A 6187-nucleotide genomic window follows, 5' to 3' on the forward strand; every position below is an offset into this window, starting at 1 on the left:
CAAAATCCTGAGCAACTTTTTGTTGCTCAGGTACTTAAAAAGTTTAATTTATAATAGTGTTGCGGAATTAAGGATAACCTCTTAATACCTTTTAATTCTGATTTATCTTTTACCTCTTTAATGCTGATTGCATAACCACCACCGCTTGCTGCGTGTAAGTTCAGTTTGCTTTTGTTGGTCACAATGCCTTTACGGATGGTATATGCCTGCGGATTATCTTTCCAGTCGGCATCTTTTGCGTCTGCATATACAGTTGCGATGTATTTTTTGTCCGGATCAAGGAAATCAAATATCAGTTTTGAAGAATGACCGTTCTCATCTGCCGTACAGCCGATATACCAGTCGTTGGTTCCTTTAGCTTTGCGGGCAATGGTAATATAGTCTCCCGGTTCGGCTTCCAGATATTTGGTTTCATCCCAGTCAATGGCTACATCTTTTATGAATTGGAAGGCATCCATGAAGCGTTCATAGTTTTCAGGTATGTCAGCAGCCATTTGTAATGGGCTGTACATTGTTACATACAGGGCCAGTTGACGTGCCAAAGTAGAACGTACCTGTGAATTGTTGGTAGGATTCATTTTGTTACAACGGGTTTCAAAGATACCCGGAGTGTAGTCCATCGGACCACCTATTAATCGTGTGAAAGGCAAGATGGTAGTATGGTTTACGTTGTTACCGCCAAATGACTCATATTCAGTTCCGCGTGCTGATTCGTTACCGATCAGGTTGGGATAGGTGCGGCATATTCCGGTAGGGCGTACAGCTTCGTGGGCGTTTACCATGATTTTGTAGTCCGCTGCTTTTTTCACCGCATATAGATAATGGTTATCCATCCATTGTCCATAGTGGTGCTCACCACGTGGAATAATGTTGCCTACATAGCCACTTTTTACAGAATTATATCCGTTGTCTGCCATGAATTGGTATGCCTGGTCCATGTGGCGTTCATAGTTACGTACAGAAGCCGAAGTTTCATGATGCATCATCAGTTTTACACCTTTGCTTGCAGCGTAACTTTGAAGTTCTTTAACATTAAAGTCGGGATAGGGAGTTACAAAATCAAAAACATAATCTTTGCTTTTTCCGAACCAGTCTTCCCAACCTTCGTTCCAGCCTTCTACCAATACTTGGTCGAATCCATGCTCCGCTGCAAAATCAATGTAACGTTTTACGTTGGCGGTGTTGGCAGAGTGTTTGCCGTTAGGTTTTGTTTTGTTGTAATCTGTTTCACCTAGTTTTACACTGGATAAGTCATCTGTGTAAGCCCATGAGCCTTTTCCCGTAATCATATCCCACCACACGCCGATGTATTTCACAGGCTTGATCCAGGAAGTGTCTGCTATTTTGCAAGGTTCGTTCAGGTTTAACGTAATGCGTGAGGCAAGAATGTTGCGGGCATCATCACTAACGATGACGGTACGCCATGGTGAAGTGCAGGGAGTCTGCATATATCCTTTGTCACCTTGTGCGTCCGGAGTCAGCCATGATTCGAAAATCATGTTCTTGTCATCCAGATTGAGGTGCATACAGGCATAGTCTATCAAAGCAGCTTCGTGCAGATTGATGTACAGACCATCGTCTGTTTTCATCATCAGGGCAGTTTGTACACCGGTGGGGCTGAATGCTGTTTGCGAGGAGTTCTCCGTATAAGCCTTTGAAAACAATCCTCTGATTTCCGACAGGCGGGAAACGGTATAGTCATATTCCTGTGTATCGTAATCTCCCGGAATCCAGTAAGCAGTGTGGTCACCTGCCATGGCAAATTGTGAATGTTCTTCTTTGATCACGAAATAGTTTAAGTTCTTCTGCTGCGGAAATTCATAGCGGAAACCCAGACCGTCGTTGAATAGGCGGAAACGGATGATTATAAATCTGTCATTGGCAGGCTGGTTCAATGTGACCGCCAATTCATTATAATGGTTACGGATTTCCTTTTCTTCTCCCCATACCGGTTGCCATGTTTCATCGTTGGTAGATGTCTGGACATCCTTTAGCTCGAAACCGTTATAAAGGTTTGTCTTGATGTCCAGTTTGTCTATGTCTTTTTTATCAGTCCATTCGAAGTCGGTTTTGGCGTTTGCGTCTTCCTTCTTTAATTCCAATCCCAATTTACTGGGTTTGATAACTTCCTTCTGTTTATAGGTCAGTTCATACGTAGGAGTGCCCTGACCATCTAGGGTAAATGTCATCTCCAGATTGCCATCCGGAGAGCTCAGTTTCTGTTGTGCATTCGCAATGAATGAGATACAGAGAAATGCGATAAGTGAAAGATTCTTTTTTAATTTCATAATATGTACTGGTATTAAATTATAAGCTTTTACTGATTGTTTTAAAATTCTAGAACTAGCATTCCACGCCCCGGGAGTGTTAAGTTTTTACTCAAGTCGATACTTTTATCCGTTAAAACATCATGGGCTGATGTTGTTGGAAGTACTTCTTTGTATGGAGTCAGGTTAATGGTTTGCGTTTTGTCTGTTCCATTCATGAGAACCGTTATCGATTTGTTTCCATATTTTCGTTCATAAACGTAAATCCCTTTGTTGGGAGCGAAGTGTTTCAATCTGCCTTTGGCTATGATTTCATTACCTTTTCTCCATTGGAGTAGTTTCTGCATATAAGTAAAGGCTTCATTTTGCTGCGGAGTACGGTTAGCCTCATTGAAACAGTTGCGTGAGTCATTTTTCCAACCTCCGGGGAAATCACAACGTAACAGACCGTCGCCATTGGCTTTATCTGCAGCCATCAGAATTTCTGTCCCATAATAAATCTGGGGAATGCCACGTGTAGTCAGCAGGAATACAAGTGCTTGTTTGTAGCGGTCAATATTTTGCGTGGCTTCTTCATTTAAATAAAAGCGTGAAGTATCATGGTTATCAAGGAAAACGAGCAGATTCATTGGATCTGCATATACCAAATCCTGAGTAAGATAATCGTAAAGACGATATAATCCGCCATTCCAGTCAGTTGTTTCTTCGTCAAAGGCTTTGTTCATTTGTTCCATCAGCGGGAAATCCATCACGGTACGGAGATTGGAATTTCTGGGAGCAGCCAGTCTGCTGTCTTTCTGCCAGAAAGAAACTAGCACATTACTGTTCAACCAAGTTTCACCTACTATGTTGAAATCAGGGTACTCATCGGTCACGGCTTTACACCATTCTGACATCATGTCGAAATCTGCGTAAGGGTGTGTGTCTTGACGGATGCCGTTAATCCCTGCATATTCTATCCACCAGATACTGCTTTGGATCAAATAGCGGGCTACATGGCGGTTGCGTTGGTTTAAGTCGGGCATTGATTCTGTAAACCATCCGTCTACGGCTATCTTGCGTTCATAATCAGAAGCGTGGATATCCTGTACGCTCGCTGTTTTATAAGAAGTTTGTGTGTAGTTTCCTTTAAAATTGAACCAGTCTTTGGAAGGCATATCTTTGAAAAGATAGTTTTCGCTGCCACAATGGTTGAAAATCATATCCATAACAACTTTCATTCCTTTACTGTGTGCTTGTTCTACCAGCTTGCAGAATTCTTCATTGCTGCCTAATCTGCGGTCTACTTGATAATAATCGGTAATGGCATAGCCATGATAGGATCCTTCTTTCATGTCATTTTCCTGTATGGGGTTCAGCCAGATGGCCGTAACTCCCAAGTTGGAGAGATAATCCAGATTATTTTCAATACCTGCGAGGTCGCCCCCGTGACGGGCGAACGGATCGTTGCGGTCTACCTTTGCTTCCAACATTTCCGGTACGACATCGTTCGAGGGATTTCCGTTGGCGAAGCGGTCTGGCATAATCAGATATAATACGTCACCCGAGTTGAAGCCTTCCACGTTGGAAGCATCTGCCTTACGCTGTTTTATTTCATATGGCACAACAGTTTGCTTTTTACCTTGTTTCAATGTAATATGAAAAGTCTGCGGAGTAGCTTCCGATAAATCCATATATAAGATTAGGTAATTGGGATTTTCTTGTTTCACAATATCTTTCAGAAGAATGTCTTTAGAAGAGATGCTTACATCACTGGAGGAAATATTGTCGCCATACAGTAGGATCTGTAGTTCGGGATTCTTCATATCCGCCCACCAGAAGGTTGGGGCTACTTTTTTAATTATGGCTGCGGACACTGTGTGTTGCAAACCGAATAACGCGAGTAATGCCATAAGTGCGAATGTTCTTTTCATAATATATAGAAATTAGTGTTTATATCTTCATTTCATTTGGATGTTGCAAATGTAGGAGTGGAATAGATGAGATTTGAGTACTAGAATAAAAATATAAATGTTTTATAGACTCAACTTATTGATAACTAGGTGTATTTATCTCTGCTGTATTGCTGAAAATATAAACGTCAATGAAAATATTTTCGTTGAAAAACTTTATTCTAATTACTTATATTTATATATTTGTGAATCTATAATAAGTATATAAGATGAAGAATGTAACCTATTTCTTTATATTGTTTTTGTTGATTTTGACACCTCCTTTGTTTGCTGATAAAAACAGCAATGAAGAAGTGTTGAAAAGGTTGGATCGGATCATTGATAATAAGACCGCTTATCATGTGCAGAAGGAAAAAGAGATTGTGGATTTAAAGCAACGTCTTCACCGTTCTAAAGATAATAGGGAGAAATATGAACTTTGCGGTTCTTTGTTTAACGCTTATCTGCATTATCAAGCTGATTCCGCATTGTATTATATTAATGGAAAAATGAATTTGTTGCCTCTGTTGAATCATCCGGAGTTAAAGAATGAGATTGTCATTAACCGTGCCGAGGTGATGGGGGTGATGGGAATGTATAACGAGGCTTTGGAACAATTGGAGCGGGTAGACCCGTTGGAATTGGAACGGGAAACTTTGGCTTATTATTACCGGACCTATCGGGCTTATTATGGTTGGGTGGCCGATTATACCACCAATGATGCCGAAAAAGTGAAATATTTGAAAAAGACCGATGCTTACAGGGATTCTATTCTTATTGCTACTGATCCTTGTGTAGACAGGAGCATTGTATGGGCCGAGAAAAAGATTATTAATGGCAGGGTGGATTCTGCTTTGGTTATATTGTCGGACCTATTGAAAGAAACGCCGGATGAACGGCAAAAAGGGTATATTTACTATACTTTATCCGAGGCTTACGATATGCGGGGAGATATTCAGAAAGAAATTTATTATCTGGCCTTGACCGCTATTACAGATTTGAAATCGTCTATTCGTGAATATGCATCCTTACAGAAATTGGCTCAACTGATGTATGAGGTAGGTGATTTGGACCGTGCCTATAAGTATTTGAATTGTTCAATGGAGGATGCGGTAGCTTGTAATGCCCGTTTGCGGTTTATTGAGGTAACGCAGTTCTTTCCTATTATTGATAAAGCATATAAATTGAAAGAAGAAAAAGAGAGGCAGATTTCCCGTACTCTTTTAATCAGTGTTAGTTTGCTTTCTTTATTTTTGCTTGCTGCTATTTTTTATCTGTACCGATGGATGAAGAAATTATCAGTGATGCGCCGTAATCTGAGTCTGGCTAATCAACAGATGCAGGAAGTAAATGCTGAGTTGGCACAGACGGGGAAGATCAAGGAAGTATACATTGCCCGTTATTTGGACAGATGTGTGATTTATCTGGACAAGTTGGAGTTTTATCGTCGTTCTTTGGCGAAACTGGCAATGGCCTCCCGTATAGACGATTTGTTTAAAGCGATTAAATCCGAGCAGTTCATACGAGATGAACGGAAGGATTTTTATAATGAGTTTGATAAGTCTTTCCTGGAGTTATTTCCTCATTTCATTACTTCTTTTAATGAGTTATTGGTAGAGGAAGGAAGAATATATCCAAAATCGGGCGAGTTGCTGACTACGGAATTGCGTATATTTGCTTTGATCCGTCTGGGAGTAACTGATAGTAATCGGATTGCCCATTTCTTGGGGTATTCTTTGGCAACGATTTATAATTATCGCAGCAAGATGCGTAATAAGGCGATAGGAAACAAGGAAACTTTTGAACAGGAAGTGATGAACTTATAGAGATAGGGGGACTTTTAATTATAATTGTAATGTGGATTAGAGAAACAATGAGGCTTAAATCGATATAACCGAAGGTTTTTATCTTCATCCTTAATTCCGCAACACTATTATAAATTAAACTTTTTAAGTACCTGAGCAACAAAAAGTTGCTCAGGATTTTGCC

General features: G+C 40.4%; 3 protein-coding genes. 1 reads left to right on the top strand and 2 read right to left on the bottom strand.

Features of this window, described 5'->3' with window-relative positions; all coding sequences use genetic code 11:
* Window positions 1-26 precede the first annotated feature (26 nt).
* On the bottom strand, window positions 27-2288 hold the full coding sequence (locus tag AB5935_RS23140) for a glycoside hydrolase family 97 protein (protein ID WP_368327608.1): 2262 nt from the start codon (window positions 2286-2288) through the stop codon (window positions 27-29).
* A gap of 41 nt (window positions 2289-2329) precedes the next feature.
* The gene (locus AB5935_RS23145) at window positions 2330-4180 is read right to left on the bottom strand and encodes a glycoside hydrolase family 13 protein (protein WP_038608579.1); all 1851 of its coding nucleotides are present in this window, start codon (window positions 4178-4180) and stop codon (window positions 2330-2332) included.
* Window positions 4181-4428: 248 nt separating this feature from the next.
* Between AB5935_RS23145 and AB5935_RS23150 the strand changes: the two genes are divergently transcribed.
* Window positions 4429-6024: a DUF6377 domain-containing protein gene (locus AB5935_RS23150; RefSeq protein WP_007841985.1), complete on the top strand. Its 1596-nt coding sequence runs from the start codon at window positions 4429-4431 to the stop codon at window positions 6022-6024.
* The last annotated feature ends 163 nt before the right edge of the window (window positions 6025-6187 follow it).

The sequence above is a fragment of the Phocaeicola sp. RTP21198st1_B8_RTP21198_201120 genome, assembly GCF_040929485.1.
GTDB classification, from domain to species: domain Bacteria; phylum Bacteroidota; class Bacteroidia; order Bacteroidales; family Bacteroidaceae; genus Phocaeicola; species Phocaeicola dorei.